19 protein-coding genes and 1 pseudogene are annotated in these 20017 nt (G+C 45.4%); 10 read left to right on the top strand and 10 right to left on the bottom strand.

The window, feature by feature from the left end; all coding sequences use genetic code 11:
- The 3 genes from BHR79_RS01590 to BHR79_RS01580 all read right to left on the bottom strand — a co-directional run bounded on the left by BHR79_RS01590 (window position 1) and on the right by BHR79_RS01580 (window position 1530).
- Window positions 1-738 carry a DNA polymerase sliding clamp gene (locus tag BHR79_RS01590; protein ID WP_072560573.1) on the bottom strand — a complete coding sequence of 246 codons (738 nt, stop codon included), beginning with the start codon at window positions 736-738 and terminating at the stop codon, window positions 1-3.
- Between the two features lie 83 nt (window positions 739-821).
- Complete coding sequence (locus tag BHR79_RS01585) at window positions 822-1136, bottom strand: transcription factor S (protein ID WP_072560571.1); 315 nt, start codon at window positions 1134-1136, stop codon at window positions 822-824.
- Window positions 1114-1530, bottom strand: a complete 417-nt coding sequence (locus BHR79_RS01580; protein WP_072560569.1) for an NUDIX domain-containing protein — start codon at window positions 1528-1530, stop codon at window positions 1114-1116. Before BHR79_RS01580 ends, BHR79_RS01585 begins: the two co-directional genes overlap by 23 nt.
- A gap of 65 nt (window positions 1531-1595) precedes the next feature.
- Between BHR79_RS01580 and artA the strand changes: the two genes are divergently transcribed.
- The 3 genes from artA to BHR79_RS01565 are packed head-to-tail and all read left to right on the top strand — an operon-like array spanning window position 1596 to window position 3806.
- Window positions 1596-2417, top strand: a complete 822-nt coding sequence (gene artA / locus BHR79_RS01575; RefSeq protein ID WP_072560568.1) for an archaeosortase A — start codon at window positions 1596-1598, stop codon at window positions 2415-2417.
- Window positions 2418-3119, top strand: coding sequence for a phosphatidylserine decarboxylase (locus BHR79_RS01570; RefSeq protein WP_072560566.1), 702 nt, complete (start codon window positions 2418-2420; stop codon window positions 3117-3119). It begins immediately after the preceding gene.
- Between the two features lie 3 nt (window positions 3120-3122).
- The gene (locus BHR79_RS01565; protein WP_072560564.1) at window positions 3123-3806 is read left to right on the top strand and encodes an archaetidylserine synthase; all 684 of its coding nucleotides are present in this window, start codon (window positions 3123-3125) and stop codon (window positions 3804-3806) included.
- A gap of 39 nt (window positions 3807-3845) precedes the next feature.
- On the opposite strand, the gene clpB is transcribed toward BHR79_RS01565, so the two are convergent.
- The 3 genes from clpB to groES form a co-directional block, all read right to left on the bottom strand.
- Window positions 3846-6455 (bottom strand): ATP-dependent chaperone ClpB, encoded by a 2610-nt coding sequence (gene clpB / locus BHR79_RS01560; RefSeq protein WP_072560562.1) that lies wholly within the window; start codon window positions 6453-6455, stop codon window positions 3846-3848.
- 133 nt (window positions 6456-6588) lie between these two features.
- Window positions 6589-8199, bottom strand: a complete 1611-nt coding sequence (gene groL / locus BHR79_RS01555; protein WP_072560560.1) for a chaperonin GroEL — start codon at window positions 8197-8199, stop codon at window positions 6589-6591.
- Between the two features lie 17 nt (window positions 8200-8216).
- Window positions 8217-8492: a co-chaperone GroES gene (gene groES, locus BHR79_RS01550; RefSeq protein WP_072560558.1), complete on the bottom strand. Its 276-nt coding sequence runs from the start codon at window positions 8490-8492 to the stop codon at window positions 8217-8219.
- 167 nt (window positions 8493-8659) lie between these two features.
- Between groES and BHR79_RS01545 the strand changes: the two genes are divergently transcribed.
- On the top strand, window positions 8660-9067 hold the full coding sequence (locus BHR79_RS01545) for a MarR family transcriptional regulator (RefSeq protein ID WP_072560557.1): 408 nt from the start codon (window positions 8660-8662) through the stop codon (window positions 9065-9067).
- On the opposite strand, the pseudogene BHR79_RS01540 reads toward BHR79_RS01545, so the two are convergent.
- A pseudogene (locus tag BHR79_RS01540) lies at window positions 9064-9783 on the bottom strand (RAD55 family ATPase). The gene BHR79_RS01545 and the pseudogene BHR79_RS01540 overlap by 4 nt on opposite strands.
- 163 nt (window positions 9784-9946) lie before the next feature.
- Here BHR79_RS01540 and BHR79_RS01530 point away from each other — a divergent pair.
- Window positions 9947-10741 (top strand): ABC transporter ATP-binding protein, encoded by a 795-nt coding sequence (locus BHR79_RS01530; RefSeq protein WP_072560551.1) that lies wholly within the window; start codon window positions 9947-9949, stop codon window positions 10739-10741.
- Here the strand turns inward: BHR79_RS01530 and BHR79_RS01525 are convergent, their stop codons facing one another.
- Entirely contained in the window at window positions 10742-12085 is a 1344-nt protein-coding gene (locus BHR79_RS01525) for a dihydrolipoyl dehydrogenase family protein (RefSeq protein WP_072560549.1), read from the bottom strand. It abuts the gene before it with no gap.
- Window positions 12086-12147: 62 nt separating this feature from the next.
- Entirely contained in the window at window positions 12148-13617 is a 1470-nt protein-coding gene (locus BHR79_RS01520; RefSeq protein WP_072560548.1) for a replication factor C large subunit, read from the bottom strand.
- 88 nt (window positions 13618-13705) lie between these two features.
- On the opposite strand from BHR79_RS01520, the gene mtxX reads away from it, so the two are divergent.
- Genes mtxX through BHR79_RS01500 form a run of 4 tightly spaced genes read left to right on the top strand, consistent with a single transcriptional unit; the run spans window position 13706 to window position 16697 of the window.
- Entirely contained in the window at window positions 13706-14548 is an 843-nt protein-coding gene (gene mtxX, locus BHR79_RS01515; protein ID WP_072560546.1) for a methanogenesis marker protein Mmp4/MtxX, read from the top strand.
- A gap of 1 nt (window position 14549) precedes the next feature.
- On the top strand, window positions 14550-15134 hold the full coding sequence (locus tag BHR79_RS01510; protein ID WP_072560544.1) for a tetrahydromethanopterin S-methyltransferase subunit A: 585 nt from the start codon (window positions 14550-14552) through the stop codon (window positions 15132-15134).
- Between the two features lie 9 nt (window positions 15135-15143).
- Complete coding sequence (gene mtrH, locus BHR79_RS01505; RefSeq protein WP_072560542.1) at window positions 15144-16076, top strand: tetrahydromethanopterin S-methyltransferase subunit H; 933 nt, start codon at window positions 15144-15146, stop codon at window positions 16074-16076.
- 51 nt (window positions 16077-16127) lie between these two features.
- Window positions 16128-16697 carry a hypothetical protein gene (locus tag BHR79_RS01500; RefSeq protein ID WP_143743528.1) on the top strand — a complete coding sequence of 190 codons (570 nt, stop codon included), beginning with the start codon at window positions 16128-16130 and terminating at the stop codon, window positions 16695-16697.
- Between the two features lies 1 nt (window position 16698).
- Here BHR79_RS01500 and ilvD read toward each other — a convergent pair whose 3' ends face one another.
- Window positions 16699-18360, bottom strand: coding sequence for a dihydroxy-acid dehydratase (ilvD, locus tag BHR79_RS01495; protein WP_072560539.1), 1662 nt, complete (start codon window positions 18358-18360; stop codon window positions 16699-16701).
- 91 nt (window positions 18361-18451) lie between these two features.
- Here ilvD and BHR79_RS01490 point away from each other — a divergent pair, with 91 nt between their 5' ends.
- A complete protein-coding gene (locus BHR79_RS01490; RefSeq protein WP_072560537.1) occupies window positions 18452-19987 on the top strand; it encodes a radical SAM protein in 1536 nt (511 codons plus the stop codon).
- Window positions 19988-20017 lie beyond the last annotated feature (30 nt).

The raw sequence follows: 20017 nt of genomic DNA, 5'->3' as shown, positions 1-20017 counted from the left end.
TTACTCAGACTCTATTCTGGGGGCCAGCAGGTATCCGACCTTACCCCTTCCACCTGCAATTTCAAAATTTATCTTGATAGGGAAATCATTTCCTATCTGGAGGGTTACCTCATTGGATTTGGAGGCAGGTTTAACGATGTCTGAAAGATAATCCAGGGAAAACAATGATCGTGCAGGTCCCGGTGTGATGCTTATCAGTTCATCACGGGGCATTTCCTGACGCATACGATCTGTGTCGCCTTCTGCTTCCAGGAAGAAGGTTTCTCCTTCAACTCCCATTGACATATGGTCACTTATTTTTTCGGCTGCTTTAACGGTCCTGCTGAATCCTTTACCGTTCACAACGATCTCTGCAGGCAGTTCGAGCTGTGGGATCCTGGGTTCTGCACGGATTGTAGACGGGTCAAGCAATGTAAGTGTATATGATATTCCGCCAATGCTTATGGAGAGTTTCCTGGAATCCTCTTCCAGCTTCATCTTCACTTTGTCCGTTTTTTCTGCGACACCCAATATGTCCAGTACTCTTGTAAGGTCCAATCCGATCTCGCTTTCCTCTGCCTGGTATTCATCAAAGGCATCAGCCTGAAGTTCAAAGCTGACCATGGCAACGTTGGCCGGGTCCACAGCTTTCACGCCTATACCTTCGGGTGAGATGTGTACTCGGGCTTCGTCAACCAATACAGATAATGATTCAATGGAATCTTTCAGAAGTGATGCATCAATTGTTGCCTCTAACATTTTGTCGCTCCGCCTGATTATTTTAAAATCTGAAAATCATTATACGCGACAGGTTATATAAGTTTTTATTTTGTCGGAGGATATCAGTCATATTCTCTCCAGGTATAACTGCATTTTGTGCACTTAAAGAATCTGGTCTCCGATTCATCTGCTGAACGTAGTTGTCGCATCCACCAGTATGCTTTGTTATTTCCACATTCCGGACACTGGACAAGTGTTGTAGGTAACCCTTCATCGACATTTTCCTCAAGCACTGTAACCTCACGTTCATCACGCTTGGTTTTTGAAACCATGGTTTCTGCGCCTTCTTCCCTGCTTTTCTCATATCCACATTTGCGACACTTAAGGTCCCCGTCGCTGGGAAACATCATACTCTTACATTTTGGACAAAATTCCATCAATATCATCTCCTGCATCATTTAGAATCCGCTGGTGGTCAAAAGCGAGTCCTGGCAGACTGTCGGGATCAAAACATCCAACTTCTGCAGCATCTGTATCTGCCCTTGGTTCGCCTTTGCCTACTGCAAGGTAGGCCACGGATACTGTGTGACCCCTGGGATCACGGGAAGGGTCTGAATATACACCAACTAATTTGAGTATTTCGATTAGAAGGCCCGTTTCTTCCATTACTTCTCTCTTTACCGCTTCTTCTGTGGTTTCGCCAATCTCTACAAAACCACCCGGCAGGGCAAACGATCCCCTGTAAGGTTCATTTTTCCTTTTAATAAGTACTATCTTCCCGTTTAATATGATTACGCCATCGACTGTCAGTAGGGGTGTTTTTGGTCTCATTCTGACAAAACCTTAATAGGATAGATACTATATTAAGATTGGATACTTATTAAGGTGCTTCCAAAATGACAGACTACATTTTATTGATAGCAATAGGATTAATGATTCTTTCAGCTATTCTTCCCGGTAAATTATCCTATCGTAAAATGATAGGCGCTTTTGGATGGATTACTTTTGGTGCACACTGGGCTTACCAGCCAATCCATTACATGGAAATTTACGATTATTTCAATGTATTCCTTACAATAATGATTGCCTGTTTCTGTCTTATGATGGCCTACTCAATGATAGACGAATACAGGTCAAACACCCTGCCGGTTGCGAATCTGGATATTACTTCAATGGTGACCAGCGCGACTGCAATAGGTTCTTTTTTCTATTTTCCTTTTGCTCAGTTGCCTTCACTTAATTACTGGATCATTGCTGGCGTTACAGATAACATAACCTGGCTTCTCGGTTCTCTGGGCTATGAAGTTACTCAGGATTCCTGGAACCTGATTTCCTATAATGGCTATACAGTGGAGATTATCCTTGCCTGTACTGCCATTGAAAGTATTGCCCTCTTTTGCGGCCTGATTGCTTCTGTCAGGGCTCCTGCTTCTAAGTTGTTCCAGGCATTTATGGTTTCAGTACCGGTTATCTATATACTGAATATTTTTCGTGATGTTTTTGTAATTATAGCTTATGGAGAGCAATGGTTTGGTGCAGAAAGTTTTGAGATCGCCCACCATATGATTGCCAAGATGGGTTCGGCGGTAGCCCTCTTTGTAATTGGCTATGCTGTCCTGAAGATTCTTCCCCAGCTCTTCGACCTGATTGATGGGCTTGTGTCCCTTTCAAGATTCAGGTTAAAGGACATTATTGATAAAATTGCAGGAAACAGGTAAATGCTTGCAAAAGGTTCTCATAGCTGGGTCTTTACGGCCTCATTGCTCACAATTGCAATGGGATTTATGTATGTAACTTCGCGATTGCAGATATTTACCGTTCAATCAATGCTGGATGTCCCTCTGCTGGGGGGAAACACTTTCTTTTTGAGCCTGTTTTCCGGCTGGCAAATATTCCTCTACTCCACTTTTGGGTTTGGGTTGCTGACAGTATTTTTTGTTTTCTTTTTCCGTGATCCTAAGCGGGATTCTACTCTCTGTAAAAGCTGTATCCTTGCCCCGGCTGATGGTAAAATTTCGGATATCAGGGGTCGTAAGGTTTGCATTTTCATGAACCTTAACAATGTTCATGTCAATCGCGCTCCTTTTTGCGGTAAAGTTTTATCTGTAAAACACTTCAAAGGAAGTTATCTACCGGCATTTACCAAGGATTCCTCACGCAACGAGAGAACAAATATTCAGCTGCAGACATCCGTAGGAAAAATAGAAGTAACCCAGATAGCCGGTTTCCTGGCACGCAGGATAGTTACTTATGTGGAGGAAGGGGATGAAATCCTGCAGGGAGAAAAAATTGGAATGATACGGCTGGGGTCCCGGGTGGATGTTACTATCCCTGAAGGATTTGATATTTGTGTCAGTAAAGGGGATAAGGTATATGCAGGTGATACAAAAATTGCAAAAACTCCACATCATGAGAGGTAATGGATGGATATCTTCAAGGATCTGGTCCTGCCGGACATAATGACGTTGACAAATGCTGTTTTCGGACTTTTGGCTATTTTCGCGGCCTTCAGCGGACAGATTAAGCTGGGTTTTATTTTTGTACTGGTTGCAGCGGTAGCCGATGGGATGGATGGTTATCTGGCACGCACCATAAGTCAGGGTCCAATGGGGGAATACCTTGATTCCCTTGCAGATGCTGTTTCTTTCGGAGTGGCTCCTGCATGTCTGATCTTTTTAAGTATATCAGGTCCCCTGCGATACGCAGCGGGTTTTTTTGCCTGCATGTATCTGGTTTGTGGAATATTGCGGCTTGCCCGTTTCAACACTAAGAAAAAAACAATCCCGGATTTTGAAGGTTTGCCAATCACGGCTTCTGCTGTGGTTTTATCATCCTATGTCCTGCTTGCCCCTCAATATATCTATACCTGGGTTATCTTCGGTCTGGTCGTGCTGTTGTGCTATCTAATGATCAGTGATCATCCTTATCCCAAACTTCGCGGTCCCAGGGCCATGGGTGCTGTATCAATACTCTTTTTCTCAACAATACTGTCCTATTTCCTGCTTAATTCCTATATGTGGATATTCTCCACTATCCTGTTTTTATCCCTGATGCTGTACCTGGAATCTCCGATAATGAGGATTCCCAGGCAGTATTATGAAAAATGAGTTAAGTGGTTTAATTAATTAAAAAAAAGAAAAGGGAGCTTATGTATGTTCTTCTCCCTTTCTGACCTCAAAGCTAAGGCCACGCTCATCGGCATCGACAACAACAGTATCGGATTCCATAACCTCTGCGCTGACAATACGTTTGCCGATTTCGGTTTCTAGTTCGTTTTGGATGACCCTTTTCAGTGGTCTCGCACCATATGTCTCACTGTAGCCAGCATCCCCCAGGTATTTCTTCGCCCGGGCGGTGATTTCAAGATCGATCCTGCGCTCTTTGAGCCTCTGCACGAGGTCCTCTATCTTGATATCCACGATGTATGTCAGCTGGTCCTTGGTAAGGGCGCGGAATATGGCGATCTCGTCGATACGGTTGAGGAATTCCGGCCTGAAGTGTTTGGTAAGTTCGTTCATGGCCGTCTCCTGCATCTTGCTGTAGGCAACTCCCTCTTCCAGTTTGGAGATGGCGTAATCCACACAGATGTTGGAGGTCATGATCACTATCGTATTCTTGAAATCCACAGTCCTGCCCTTTGAATCGGTCAGTCTGCCGTCATCGAGCAACTGGAGCATGATATTGAATACATCGTGATGGGCTTTTTCGATCTCATCAAACAGGACGACTGAATAGGGATTCCTGCGTACGGCTTCGGTAAGCTGGCCCCCTTCCTCATGACCGATGTAGCCCGGCGGCGCACCGATAAGCCTTGCAACTGTGTGTTTTTCCATGTACTCGGACATATCAATGCGGATCATATGATCTTCGCTATCGAAAAGTTCATTGGCAAGAGCTTTGGCGAGTTCGGTCTTACCCACGCCGGTAGGTCCCAGGAAGATGAAACTGCCTATTGGCCGGCGGGGGTCCTTGATACCTGCATGGGCACGGATCACAGCATCTGAAACGGCTTTTACTGCCTCGTTCTGGCCTATCACTCTTTCATGCAGGCGATCTTCCAGATACACCAGTTTTTCCCGTTCTCCCTCCATGAGTCTGGTAACCGGGATTCTGGTCCACTCACTGACTACATATGCGATATCTTCTTCATCCACCTCTTCCTTGAGCAGCATATTGGTTTGCTTTTCCTTCAGGCGGTTTTCCTCTTCCTCGTATTCATGTTGCAGGGGGACCAGGGTACCATATTTCAGGCGGGATGCTTTTTCAAAATCGCCTTCTGTCTCTGCCAGTTCCAGCTGGGTCTTGGTATCATCAATCTGCTCTTTGAGGCTGTTCAGTTTTGCAATAGTGGCCTTCTCGTTTTCCCAGCGAGTGCGCATTGCATCGGATTCGGCCCGGATTTCTGAGATCTCTTTCTCCAGGCTCTGCAGCCTTTCTTTTGAAGCAGCATCCTTTTCCTTTTTCAGGGCTTCCTTCTCGATCTCAAGTTGCATAAGTTTCCTGTCAGCTTCATCCAGACTGGCCGGTTTGCTGTCGATGGCAGTCTTAACCTTCGATGCTGCCTCGTCCAGCAAGTCAATGGCTTTGTCGGGCAAAAACCTGTCCGAGATATACCGATCACTCAGGACAGCAGCTGCCACAAGGGCACTGTCCTTGAGACGAACCCCGTGATGAACCTCATATTTTTCTTTCAGACCCCTCAAAATAGAGATGGTGTTCTCGACATCCGGAGCGTTCACCATCACTGGCATGAACCTGCGTTCCAGGGCTGCATCTTTCTCGATGTATTTCCGGTATTCATCAAGGGTGGTTGCACCTATACAGTGCAGTTCTCCCCTGGCTAGCATAGGTTTGAGCAGATTGCCTGCATCCATTGCACCTTCAGTGGCTCCTGCTCCTACAATGGTGTGCAACTCATCGATGAACAGTATAATCTGGCCTTCAGATTCGGCTACTTCCTTCAGGACTGCCTTGAGCCTTTCCTCAAATTCTCCCCGGAACTTGGCTCCTGCGACCAGGGAACCCATGTCCAGGGCCACAATACGTTTGTTCTTCATTGCATCGGGGACATCCTTTTTTGCAATACGCTGCGCCAGTCCTTCTACAATGGCGGTCTTGCCCACACCTGCCTCTCCGATGAGTACCGGGTTATTCTTCCTGCGCCGGGACAGTATTTCTATCGTATGCCTGATCTCATGGTCCCTGCCTATTACCGGGTCAAGTTTCCCCTGATTGGCAAGTTCTGTAAAATCTATGCCGTATTTTTCCAGAGGTTCATATGTATCCTCCGGGTTTTCTGATGTCACTCTGCGATTCCCCCTGATTTCCTTGATCGCCTGATTCAGGCGCTCTTCATCTGCCCCGAATTCCTCGAGCAGTTCCTTGCTGTAACTGTCCTTTTCCCGGACCAGGGATACCAGTATGTGCTCTACACTGGTATACTCGTCACCCATCTTGCCTGCCAGGGATGCAGCATTATCCAGTACCCGGATGGCTTTCTGTGTGAAGTAAACATTCTCACTCCCAGGACCTGAAACTTGCGGAAGCCCTGACATGTGTTTTTCGAGTTGTTCTTTAACCATTGCACTGGAAATGTTCATCTTGTCAAGCAGAGAAGGCACAAGCCCTTCCCTTTGTTCCAAAAGAGAAAGGAATAGATGCTCCGCATCAATCTGCTGATGATAATATCTTGCAGCAATGGTGCGGGAATTTTGTATTGCCTCCTGGGCTTTCTGTGTGAAATTATTCAGGTCCATAATGATCCTCCATTATTTAATTCAATATTTCAGGGCTTTATACTTTTGGAGTGTTTTTCTGAAGACATTCTCCCCCGGGTGTAATGCCTCAAAAAAAAAAGCCCTGCAAGATAGCAGGGCTTGCCTGGTGCCATCAGATTATGATTGCAGGTGCGTTTTCATCCTTTTCCTCGTCGTATTCAGCGACAAGGGCCTCAGTGGAAAGTACCATTCCTGCAATTGAAGATGCATTCTGTAAGCCGCTCCTGACCACTTTTGTCGGGTCTATTACACCGGCATTGTAAAGATTTTCTACAGTATCCTTCTTGGCATTGTAGCCCACTTCTTCATCAGCTTCGGCTTTGATCAGTGCTATTACCTCGGCACCTTCCTTGCCTGCGTTGTGTGCGATCTGGCGCAGGGGTGCTTCAAGAGCCATTTTCACGATGTTGGCACCTACCATCTGGTCTTCTTCGAGTTCCAATTTTTCCAGATGTGGGATTGCATGGAACAGGGTCACACCGCCCCCGGCAACTACTCCCTCTTCAACGGCTGCTTTTGTGGCATTGAGAGCATCGTCTATTCTCATCTTCTTTTCTTCGAGTTCGGTTTCTGTTGCAGCACCAACTTTGATGACTGCCACACCGCCTCCGAGTTTGGCCAGTCTTTTCTGCAGTTCCTTTTTCTTGTATTCGGCATCAGTGATATTGATCTGGGACTCTATCATTTCCATACGGCGTTCGATGGCATTTTTGTCCCCTTTGCCTTCGATGATGGTGGTCTTCTGCTTGTCCACACTGACCTTGTGGGCACTTCCGAGCATATCGTCGGTAACATCCTCGAGTTTCATTCCCTTGTCTTCACTGACAACAGTTCCACCTGTCAGGGCGGCCAGGTCTTCCAGCATATCCTTCTGGTCGTTACCAAATCCGGGTGCCTTGACTGCACCTACTTTGAGGGATCCTCTCATAATATTGAGAATAAGTGCTGCCTGTGCATCCCCTTCTACATCCTGTGCGACTATCAGGAGAGGTTTTCCTTCCTGTGCGACTTTTTCGAGCACCGGTACAATCTGGTTTACGTTATTGATTTTCTTGTCTGTAAGGAGTATGTACGGATTCTCAAGTTCACAAACCATTTTTTCCTGGTCGGTTGCCATATACGGTGAGACATATCCTCTGTCAAACTGCATACCTTCAACAACTTCCAGGGATGTCTCCATTGTTTTGGAGTCATCTACGGTTATTACTCCGTTGTACCCGACCCTGTCCATAGCATCGGATATCAGTTTGCCTATTTCCTCATCATTGTTGGCAGAAATTGTTCCTACCTGTATGATCCTTTCCTTATCCTTGACTTCCTTGCTCTGGGTCTGCAGGTATTCAACTACTTTAGCGGTTGCTTTATCGATTCCCCTTTTGATTTCGATCGGATTGGCTCCCGCTGTAATATTACGTATACCTTCACTGATCATTGCCTGTGCCAGTAATGTTGCTGTAGTTGTCCCGTCCCCTGTATTATCCTGTGTGCGTGAAGCAACTTCCTTGACAAGCTTTGCTCCCATATTCTCAAACTTGTCCTTTAGTTCGATTTCTTTGGCAATTGTGACGCCGTCATTGGTAACTGTAGGGTTGCCTGATTTATCAAGCACGACATTTCTTCCCTTGGGCCCAAGGGTTACTTTAACGGTGTTGGATACTTTGTCGATACCTCTCAGTAAAGCCTGTCTGGCATTTTCGTCGAAAGTGATCTGTTTAGTAGTCATTTATATCCCCCTATAATTTATTCTTCAACAATTGCAAGTACATCTTTGAAATCTATGAATAGATATTTCTCCCCGTTCATTTCCATTTCATCACTCTGGAATCCACCATAGATGACATGATCACCTTTTTTGACCGGTAATTCTTTACCGTCTTCATATGTGCCTGCGGCTACAATATTTCCTTCTTTTTTTTCTTTCTGGGCACTTTCCGGGATGTATATTCCTCCCGAAGTGACCTCCTCTTCCTTTATGGGTTTGATAAGAACTCTTTCTCCAACTGGTTTTATATTCATGCTTTGTCCTCCTGACCTTTTCAGACTGACTCGGTCAGTATGGAATCTTAATGGGGAATCTATTATTTAAACTTTTTGTTTTTTGTGTATTTTATATGTATTATGTAGATATCATATCTACGTAATACAGTTATTTTTATATACTATTATTCTTTAATTCATCTCCTATGAGTCGGCAGATTATATTGGTAAATCTGGAAAAACCAAGGGAAAAGGACCCTGAAAAGGATTTACACTGGTTATGTGATAGCTTTGGCCTGTCTTCGGGAAGGGATATAGAAAACACGGCAAACCAGGTCGTAATGACTTTGCTTGATAACATTGCCGAGAATGAGCGTGTTTCATCGGAAATGATAGCTGAGGCTCTTGGCATAAATCTCTCCCGTGTTAATCACCATGTAAGGAATTTGGTAAAGGCAGGACTTGTTTATCGTGAAAAACGCCTGCTTTATCTAAGGGGGGGAAGCCTGAAGGCAGCAGTACATGAAATGCGTAAAGACTCCGAACGCATGTTTGATGAATTGGAAGCCATTGCTTCAGAAATTGACAGACAAAAAGGTATCAGGAACCGTTAAAGAATACGTTTTATCGTATCCAGTTTTATTCCTTCTTTTCCTATATAAAAGGGCAGGAAATTATCCGGTGCAATGGAGCCGTAGAGTTTTCTGATAAATATTGTTCTTTGTACATTGAAACTTCTCTCTTCCACCTGAAGTTCAATTACAGTATCGCAAACCTGTTTTAATGTGTTTTCCACAGTTGTCCCGTGCATTCCTTTTGTAATGTGGAGGAAATTGACCGATTTATTTATGTCCCCTTTCTTTGATAGCGATTCAATAGCTTCAACTACAGGATCCAGGCCTACCAGGCGTATAAAATATGACAGTGAATACACAATGGTACGACATTTTTTATCAGACTCGTTTTCGGTGATTTCCGACAACATTTCTTCAAGTATAGGGTTTATGTCCGTATCCTTCAGGTATTTATTATAAAGTTCATCTTCGCGTCCTTGCTCACGATATTTGTGGACATCAATAATATTGATATTTTTGCCGATATGTGGATATATATTCATCCCGAAACGGGCCATATTTGAATTTATCATTTCCGGCCTTTGTTCACTGTCAAAAAACAGGACCTACTCATTGTTTTCGATGCCACCGTATGCAAATTGCTGGACAAAAATGGATGATCCTGCCCCGGGTTCTGCCATCAGAAGTACTGTAGTTCCTTCTGTTATCCCACCTTCCAGATAGATATCAAGCCCCTCGATTCCACTAGGAATCATTCCTTGTTGATGCGTTGAGAAATTACTGTCTTCAATCCCCATGTCATTTCCTCCATATGTTAGTATATTTTTATATGGATATATATCTTAGGATATCTGTGTATAGCAGGATATGTTATGTCTAAAAAAATTTATAAATTATTTAACTGTTGTTGTGTAACACATGGAAACGAAAAATGCGAAGCCTATGATTATTGAAATGGAAAATGTCACAGTTTGCAAAAAGGGTAACATATTACTGGACAATTTCTCTCTTAATATTAAAAATGGAGAAAATGTTGCGATTATCGGTCCAAATGGAGCGGGCAAATCCTCTTTTATCAAAACGGTCACAGGAGACCTACGTCCCCTTCACTCTGAAAAGACAATTGTCCGCTTATTTGGAAAGGAGCGCCGGGACATTTTCGGGTTGCGCAACAAAATGGGTATCATCAGTGGTGATTTGCAGGATGAATATATGCGTAATATTCCGGGTATCGAGGTGGTAGTGTCCGGGTTTTTTAGCAGCATAGGCCTCTATCGCAACCATTCTATTACCGGGGATATGAAGAGGCGGGCTCATGAGGTGCTCGGCTTTCTTGGCATTGAAAATCTTGCCTCACGCCCCATAAACGAAATGTCAACTGGACAGGCCCGCAGACTATTGGTTGCCAGGGCACTTGTGCATGACCCCGATGTACTGATACTGGATGAACCTACAAACAGTTTAGATCTCAGGGCACAGCATATTTTCAGGCAGTCCATGCGCACGATTGCTTCCAAAGGTAAAAACATAATTCTTGTGACACATAATCTCGAAGACCTGGTCCCTGAAATTGACAGGGTGGTCCTGCTAAGTGAGGGAAGTGTATACAGGGACGGGCCAACGGATGAAATATTAACTGCAGAAAACCTGTCTGATATATTTGGAATACAGGTACAGGTTTTCTCTAAAGATGGTTACTATCACGCCTGGTGATTATCCACGTATCATGGACTGGATTTCTGAACTGACCGTGGGGAACACATAAACCACTCTCTTGAATTCGGAAAGTGTCAGTCCAAGTCTTATTGCCATTGCAAAGAGATTAATCACTTCTTCTGAATGGGATCCCAGTATGTGGGCGCCTGCAACTTTTTGGCTTTCTTTTTCTATGATGACTTTTGAGGCCGCATAGTTTTCCGACAGGCGCCTACTGTTATACCAATGGCTGCGATCATGAATCAGGACTTCATACCTGTCAGTAGATTGAGGCAGGGTGATTCCTACGCTTGAGAGAGGAGGCAGGGTAAATACCGTGGAAGGAATGCCGGTATAATCCACTGTCTTGACATTTCCTTTTATCATATTGTCTGCTGCAGTCGTTCCCTGCAAACTTGCAACAGGGGTTAAAGGAGCTCCAGACTTTACACAATCTCCGGCTGCATATACGTAAGGGTTGGAGATACTTTGCATGTAATCATTCGTCTCCACGAATCCTTCTTTTGTCTCAACATTCCCTTTTTCAAGTTCCATTCCTTCAAGGGCTGCAATCCTGCCGGAACCGTTTACAACCAGGTCACATTCAATCTGCGATTCTTTGCCCTCACCATCTCTGGTCTTCACAATATATCCTGCTGAAGTACTTTCAACAGAGCTGACCGAGACACCGGTATTTACATTTATGCCGGCTTCTTGGGAAGCCTTTACCAGCAATTTGACCATATCCCTGTCAAAGTGTTTGAGCACTTCACTTCTTTGCAAAATAGTTACCTGACTTTTGGCACGTGCAGCGATATGGGCAAATTCAAACGAAATATAGCCACCACCCACAAGAACAATTCTACCGGGCAATTCATCGAGATTGAGAAATTGCTCACTTGTAATCAGGTTTTCTTCGCCCTTGATTCCTATTTTTCGGGGCAACGAGCCGGGTGCAATCAGAATGTGTTTGCCCTTCAGGACTGTATCTGCTATCTTGACTTCGTTTTGGGAAACAAACTTTGCCCCGCCATGATAGGTATCAATATCCATATTTTTGAACTTTTCTTCCTTGTTCTGAGGGAATTTTTCCACAAAAGTTTGTTTAAAGTCCATTAACTTACTCCAGTTCATGGAAGATTGTGGCATGATTCCCAGTTTGTTGAAACGATTAACCTGTTCAACAGTTTCGGCAACACCCACAAGTACTTTTTTTGGCACACATCCCCGAAGTGCACATGTCCCGCCATATTCCCTGATATCTGTAATCGCGATCTTCATTCCTGCCGCAGCTGCCTTGTTCGCACAAACGGTGCCTGCTACGCCTGTCCCAATGATAATAATGTCATACTCTCTGGCCATTTCCTTCAACCCTCCGGGGAAAATTAGGCGTCTGGAAGATAAATGTATATCGCAAATATAGTTTAAAAATCAAAAAGAGTCTTCTGGGATTTGGCAGGTTTTGGATCATCCTTTTCCTTTCCGTCCATTTTATTTTCTTCTGCAGGGTCTTTTTCTGCTGAAAACATGGAATCAAGGGTTGACTGTCCCCTGTCTTTTTCAGCAACATGCATGAATACATCGATATCTTCATCTTCCTTTTCATGCATCATTTCCCGGGAAGCATCATAGATCTTCTGGATTTTCTTGGTTACCTTTTTGCTTTCAGTCAGGTAAGCAATCTCATCTACATCGAGTTCAAGAGAATATGCTGTATCAACTGCATAGTCCTCGCTTTTGAGCAAAAGCCCATACATCCGAAGCAGATCTATACGGCAATCCCGGATTGGTTCATTGCAGTGTAATCCCACTTTTGCAGCTATGTTATCCCTCATGTTTCGTTTGGAGCGCAGTTGGCCCATACGTCTCCACATGGAGGGGGGCTGTAACTTGCGGAAACCGGAATGGGAGTGTTTCTTTGCCATTGCCGTTCCTCCGCTTAACAGGAATCCGGCATATCTCCAGAGTCCGTAGTTCTGCCGCAATCGTACCCTGCCAAGATATATATCAGCCCTTGAAAGATTGTGATAGGCGGCTGTCATGTCTTCACTTAGTGTTTCGTCCTTGTCCAGGTACTGGTTGGGAAGGTTCTCATCAACCCATTGGATAAGGTCTTCAGGTGTTTCGTCAAGGGAAAAGGTTGCCCTGTAGGCTTCAAGAGGGTCCTTGCCCTTGAAAACTTTGGTAAGTACTTTGAAAATAGATTCCTTTGTATCCCTTTCTGCAGTGGTAACATCCACAACTTCTATCTCTTTTTTATCTGTTGCTGTTGCCTGCAAATCTTTTATGGCACTTCTAAGATCACCGCCTGTATTTTCAGCGATTTTCTCCAGCACGCCTGTGCCACATGTTATCCCTTCCATCTTGCATATCTTTTTCAATGCAGGCAGGATGGAACGCTGGGGAATGGAATTGAATTTTATGTTCGCACAATGAGAACGCAGGGTTGATGAGAGGGCATACAGGTCATTGGCAATGAGTATAATGGGTTGATCGGATTTCTTGATCACATTCGTAATGGCCCGGGTTCCACCCCTGTCGGCCGATCCGTGCATATTATCTGCTTCATCCAGTATTATGAGGCGCTTTTGTATCCCTGTAAGTGTACTCATGCGTGAAGCAGAACCTGCCACCCTCTCGATAATCCCGGCAGTCCGCTGGTCACTTGCATTCATCTCTATTATTTCCCAGCCCATCTCATTTCCCAGGGCATGGGCAGCTGATGTCTTTCCAACACCGGCAGGTCCACTCAATATGGCTGCTTTTTTCTCAGGAACTCCGTGTTCCCATTCTTCTTCCCAGTCACGGAGAGCCTGCAGGGGTTTATTGTTCCCCACAACATCTGCCAGTTTTGTAGGACGGTATTTTTCTGCCCAATCTTGCTCTATTGTCATCTGTGACCTCACCTATATTAAAGCGAAAACTAATTAATAATTGTGTTGTTTGTTGATTGTTTAACTTCGCATATTAATGAGGCTGCCCATGCAGAAAAAGACAGACGGATTGCTGGATATCATACGTACAAGGGCTCTTGATAATTGTCCCCGGGTTGCACTGGGTGTGCGCAATCCCACTCCCAAACTGATCCAGAGTGCAGAAAAAGCCCAGGTTGAGGGTTATGCCAGGGTGGTTCTTGTAGGCGACCAGCGTGATATATCGGCAATCGGGACAAACCTTGAAGTGATCGATACCCCACAACCGGAAGAAGTTCTCGGCAGTCTGCTTGCATCCGGGGACGTTGAGGCTGCTGTAAGAGGCACTGCAAAAGCCTCGGGCACCCTGTCTCACCTCAAAGAGGTACTCGGCATCGAGAAATTATACAGGGTTGCTTTCCTGCTCACTCATGACAATAATCCTTTTTTCCTTGCACCTGTGGGTATTGATGAAGGGCACTCCCTTTCCGATAAAATCGAGCTTGTAAAAAGAAGTGCTGCCTATATCCGCAGGTTTGGTATTGAACCCGTGGTTGGTATCCTGTCTGGAGGGCGTATGGGGGACCTTGGTCGGGACGAACGCGTGGATCGTACCCTGGCAGATGCGGATTTTCTGGCAAACCGTTTAAATGATGCAGGAATTGATGCGAAACATTACACGATTCTTATAGAGGATGCCATCAGGGAATCTAACTTCATCCTTGCTCCGGATGGCATATCAGGCAATCTTATCTTCCGTTCACTTGTATTTCTGGGTGGGGGCAATGGAATTGGGGCCCCCGTCCTTATGGACAGGCATGTGTTTATTGACACATCCCGGGTGGGCGGCCATTATACCCTGGCAATAATGCTTGCTGCAGCTCTTGTTTCCAACAAAAGGGAGGTAGTATAAATTGGATACAGTTTCAGAGAAATGGCCCGTTACAAAAGGAGATTTCAGTGCAGGCAATCCCAAATCCTGTATTGCCGTGGTAACTCTTGCAAGTTCGATGCCTCTGTTCGAAAAAGCAGCAATCTGGGGTAGTTGCAAAACGGAAAACCTGGGAGCTGAGAAAGTTGTAATGAATGTCGTTTCCAACTGCAATATCAGGTACGTGCTTCTCTGTGGTGGCGAATCCCGGGGACATCTTGCCGGGCAGACCCTGAAAGCCCTTTACGAAAACGGTATTGATGAAGATGGGAGGATTCTGGGTTCAGAGGGGGCGATTCCCTTTATTGAGAATCTGGAAATTGAAACCATTCAGCGTTTCCGTAAACAGGTGGAACTTATAGACCGTATCGGACTTACTGATCTTGATGAAATATGTTCTATTGTTGACAGTTATCATGATCAGGAGGAGCCCTTTGACGTTTCTCCTGTATCTTTTAAAAAAGCTGTCAGGAAATATCAGGCCCCTGAATCCATCGGTGCTGATATACTTATCAGTGAAAAAGTGGTTATGGATGCTTTTTCCGGCTTAATTTACGAGATTGCTTGAGGTATTCAGATGTTCAGGTTCCAAAAAGATCAAAAAATTGCCAATATTGCCGGTGTGAAGATTGGAGGCAATCCCGGTGAACTGCCCACGGCCCTTGCAGGCACAATATTCTATGAAGGACACGATATAGTGGAGAATGCTAATGAAGGGTTGTTTGATCACAAAATTGCAGAGGAGCTGCTCATTTCCCAGCGAGCCTCATCCGATGAAACCGGTAATCCCTGCCTGGTGCACATATTCGGCAATACCGAACAAGCCCTCCGCAACTATATTGACTTTGTCAGTGAGATTACGGACTCTCCTTTCCTTATTGATTCACCCGACCCGCTGGCCCGGATGGCTGCGGCAGAATATGTGAGCGAGATCGGCCTCGGGGACAGGGCAGTTTATAACTCCATAAATATGACCATCGGTGAAAAGGAGCGCAAGGTGTTAAAAGATTCAGATATAGACAGCTCCATAGTCCTGGGTTTCAATGCCATGGATTCAGGTTTCAAAGGCAGAATGCAACTTCTGGAGTCCGGTATCTCTTCAATGGACAAAGGCCTGATTGATATTGCTCTGGAATGCGGGATGTGTAATATATTGATTGATCCGGGTGTAACTCCTATGGGCAATGGTTCCGGGGTCTGCCTGAGGATTACGCTTGCATCCAAGGCAAAATGGGGATTTCCGGTAGGTTCGGGAATTCACAACGCTCCTTCTTCATGGGAATGGCTCAGGGATAAAAAGAAACATGATCCACTTGTGTTTAAGATGTGTGATATCGCATCTGCCGTAATGCAGCAGTCTGCAGCCGGGAATTTTGTGCTTTACGGCCCCATTGAGAATGCACCCTACATTTTCCCGGTAGCTGCGATGTCAGATATCATGATTTATGAATCTGCCGAAGAATTTGAAATAGAACCTGCTTCTTCCCATCCGTTTAACAGGTTGGTCTGATTATATGGTTTTGTACATAAGTCAATGGTCTATAGTAATGAAGTGATTCAGATGAGACAATTGCAAATAGACATTCCTGATACTCTCTTTGCGAAACTGGAATTGATGCCGGACAGTGACAACTTTATATGCAGTTTGCTCGAAGAAGCCCTTGATCCTGGAAAGACAAGGGATGATTCAGTATTGCTGGCCCAAAAACTCATGTCAATTGAAAACAGATTGAAATCTATTGAAAATCACATAGCAGGCACTTCCTCGACAGATCCAGTCCCACCTTCTCCTGTGACCGATACATTATCTCCGGATGAAAAACCTGTAGTGGCTGCAAATCCTGCACCCGAGGAAGTTGCCGAACAAGAGGATGATCCATTCTATACTAAAATGAAACGGATAAAGGACAATGAAAAAACAAGTTCAGCAGACGAAGCGCCTTCTCCTATTAAACAGAGTATACTTCAGTACCTTCCTGATGGCATGATAATTAAAAAGCAAGTTCTTATAAGCCTGCTTTCGGTCCGCTATCCAAAGGATGAAGTTGAAAGAAATATCGAAGATATGATAGGGGAAGGCACCGTCTCCACTGTGGAGAAAGGAGACGGCACCTGCATTCAACGTTGTTGATTTATTCTCTGATAGCGCCCTTGTTGGCAGAACTTACGGATTTCCTGTAACGGGCAAGATATCCTTTTACTTCTTTAACAAGAGGTTTGAAGTTTTCTTTTCTCTTTTGCATTTCTTCTTCATCGATGAGAAGCTCCAGTTTCCTTGCAGGGATATCGATATCTATCATATCCCCTTCCTCGATAAGGCCGATTGGCCCGCCTTCCATGGCTTCCGGGGAAATATGGCCTATGCAGGGTCCCCTGGTTCCACCGGAGAATCTGCCATCTGTGATAAGGGCAACTGAATCGGCAAGTCCCATGCCTGCAATTGCTGAGGTTGGGGAAAGCATTTCCCTCATTCCAGGGCCACCCTTGGGACCTTCATAACGGATTACCACAACATCTCCGGGTTTGATGTTATTATCAAGGATTGCATGCATGGCCTCCTCCTCGCTTTCAAAGACCCTTGCAGGGCCCTTGTGCTGCATCATTCCGGGCTCAACAGCTGCCTGTTTGACCACTCCTCCTTCCGGGGCTAGGTTTCCTTTCAGTATTGCCAGGCCTCCTTCCTGATGGAGGGGCTTCTCAAGGGTATGGATAATCTTCTTATTTATGGCAGGATTTATTATCACGTATTCGTCGATATTTTCTCCAACTGCCTTTCCGGTGACAGTTTTTTCCCCGAGGTTGAGTTTTGATTTCAATCTCTGCATTATTGCATGCACGCCACCGGCTCTTTCAAAGTCGATCATGTGATATTTGCCACCAGGTCTCAATCCGATTAGATGCGGGATTGAGCGACCCAGGCGGTCAAATGTATCCAGGGGCAGTTCCATATCGAATGCATGGGCAATAGCCGGCAGGTGCAGGGCTGTGTTGGTACTTCCGCCCACTGCCATGTCTACCATGATCGCATTCTCGAAAGATTTCTGGCTGACCACCTTGCGTGCTGACAACCCTTCATCCACCATTGTAACGATACGTTCTCCGGATTCCTTGGCGATGTGGATCTTTTTGGCATCTACCGCATGGGCTGTGGCACAGCCGGGCAGGCTCAGTCCCAGTGCTTCAGTCATACACGCCATTGTATTGGCAGTAAACATTCCGGCACATGACCCGGCACCTGCACATGATACATTTTCCAGTACCTTCAGTTGTTCGGCTGTAGCTTTGCCGGTGCGGTGTTCCCCGATCCCCTCGAATACGGAGACCAGGTCCCTTGGCTCATCTCCTGAAAAACCGGGTAGCATAGGTCCTCCGGTGACCACAATAGTCGGAATATCCAGCCGGCCGGCAGCCATGAGATGGCCGGGTGTGATTTTGTCACATGAGGTGATCATGACCATGCCATCCAGTTGGTGGCCTTCGAGCATGAGCTCGATCGAATCCTCGATAACTTCCCTGCTGGGGAGGGAATATCTCATTCCTTCATGCCCCATCGCAATACCATCACATATGCCTATAGTATTGAATTCAAAGGGCACTCCTCCTGCGTTGCGGATACCTGCCTTGACGGCTTCGGATACTTTATCAAGATGAATATGGCCGGGAACAACTTCAGTCCAGGAATTGACCACCGCGATAAACGGTTTTTCCATTTCAGAATCGGTAACTCCTGTAGCTCTGAGGAGGGAACGGTTGGGTGCCCTCTCTGTCCCTTTTTTGATACTGTCACTTCTCATTTGGAAACCTCTGGGTAATTACTTCATATTTATGAATCATTAAATATAAGTAAGCTTTCTGTTTGTCCTTATAGCAAGGTCCACGGTATTCATGAAAGTTGCAATCATAGACGGTTATGTTGACGAACCCGCATGTTTCGGAGTTCCTCCCTATATTTCTCCCTACATACGCTATATAGCGGGAGCCCTGGTTGAGCGTGGTATAGGTCGGGATGATGTATCCTATTTCACAATAGACGGTATAAGGAACAGTAAACGGGAAGACCTTACCCTGCTTGCCCGGGCTGATCTTGTGGTAATTCTGTCGGGTATGACCGTTCCCGGTAAGTACCTGCGCTCCTCACCTATCACCCTGAAGGAAATCGAATACCTTTGCAGGGCCACTTCGGGTGTGAAGGTGATCGGTGGTCCTATACGCCTGGGTTACAGTAGTGAAGGCGGCATGGCAGCGTCAACCCTTGAAATGGCTGGTGATGATGTATTTGTTGCACGGCAGGACATTGAGGCATTTGTGCATGATATAATTGGCCCCGGTCCTTGTATCGAGGACCCTGATAACGTTGAACACCGGATGCGTACGGTTGGGGAGATTGGCAGATGGGCCGACAAGGGGGCATTTATAATCAGGAGGCATCCGGATTTCCCGAATATAATGTGTGAGATGGAAACTTACCGCGGATGTGGCAGGGATACCCACTGTTCTTTTTGTACTGAATTTTTCTATGGTCCGTCAACCTACCGTCCTGTGAAGGATGTCGTTGCCGAAGCCTCCAGTCTTTATAAGGAAGGTGCCCTGTATTTCCGCCTGGGTCGCCAACCTGATCTTTTCACCTATCATTCAGTGGATTTAGGGGATTCTCTCCCAAGGCCAAATCCGCAGGCGCTTGAATCCCTGTACTCGGGGATTCGGAAAGTGGCTCCCGGGCTGGAGGTATTGCATATGGACAATGCCAATCCGGCAACTATAGCTACCTATCCTGATGAATGCAGTAAAATAATGAAGTCCATTTTGAAATATCACACACCCGGGGATGTAGCGGCTATGGGCATGGAAAGTGCTGATCCTGCTGTAATCAGGGCCAACAATCTCAAAGCAATGCCAGATGATGTATTTGAAGCTGTAAAATTGATGAATGATATTGGAAGCATAAGAGGCTCCAATGGTCTTTCACATCTGCTTCCCGGGCTTAATTTTGTACACGGTCTTGGAGGAGAAACAAAGAAAACCTTCGGATTGAATTATGATTTTTTGAAAAATATCCTGGATGCTGGTTTTTTGTTGCGCAGGATTAACATTCGCCAGGTTATGCCTTTTAGCGGTACTCCTGTAGCAGAACAGCAGCTGCCTCTGGCCAAAAACCGGAAAATGTTTTTGAAATACAAGGAAAAAGTCCGCAAGGATATTGATTTACCCATGTTGAGGAAGGTAGTACCCGAGGGGACTGTACTTAAGGATGTGCTTTGTGAGGTATGGAGTGAGGGTTCTGTGGGTACCTTTGGCAGGCAGATGGGGTCCTATCCGATACTTGTAGGTATCTCAGAAAAACTTCCCCTGGGTGAATTTGTTGATGTGAGGGTAACAGGTCACGGTTTCAGGTCTATTTCAGCCACAGTAGTTCGTGAATGACAAGTTTTATCATGAATAGTAAATTAGTCG

Source organism: Methanohalophilus halophilus, assembly GCF_001889405.1.
Lineage (GTDB): Archaea > Halobacteriota > Methanosarcinia > Methanosarcinales > Methanosarcinaceae > Methanohalophilus > Methanohalophilus halophilus.
Note: the sequence above shows the minus strand (reverse complement) of the source record. Positions and strands in the feature narration are given on the sequence as shown.